Genomic DNA, 407 nt, shown 5'->3' on the forward strand with positions numbered 1-407 from the left:
GTCCCACACGGAAACTTGCACTTCTCCGATGTGCGCTTTTTGGAGCAAAAGCATGTACAGTCTCGATTGCCCGATGCCTCCGCCCATTGTCAGCGGAAGTTTGTCTTCAAGGAGCATTTTGTGGAAAGGCAATTTTCTGCGGTGCTCGCATTTATTTTTGGTAAGCTGCGAGTCAAGAGATTTTGAATCGACGCGAATTCCCATTGAGGAAATTTCAAAAGCGCACCCAAGTACATCGTTCCAAAATAAAATATCGCCGTTTAACGACCAGTCGTCATAATCCGGCGCGCGCCCGTCGTGCTTAATGCCCGATTTTAATTTATCGCCTATCTTCATGATAAATACTGTTTTATTTTCTTTTAAGCAGGCGTTTTCGCGTTCTTTCGGAGAAAGAGTCGGGTATATGT

At 45.0% G+C, this 407-nt stretch carries 1 pseudogene; it reads right to left on the reverse strand.

Features of this window, described 5'->3' with window-relative positions:
- Positions 1-407, reverse strand: a pseudogene (locus tag ACYVTD_RS17335) (aspartate--ammonia ligase); the annotation flags it as partial.

It is taken from the genome of Treponema sp. R6D11, assembly GCF_054786075.1.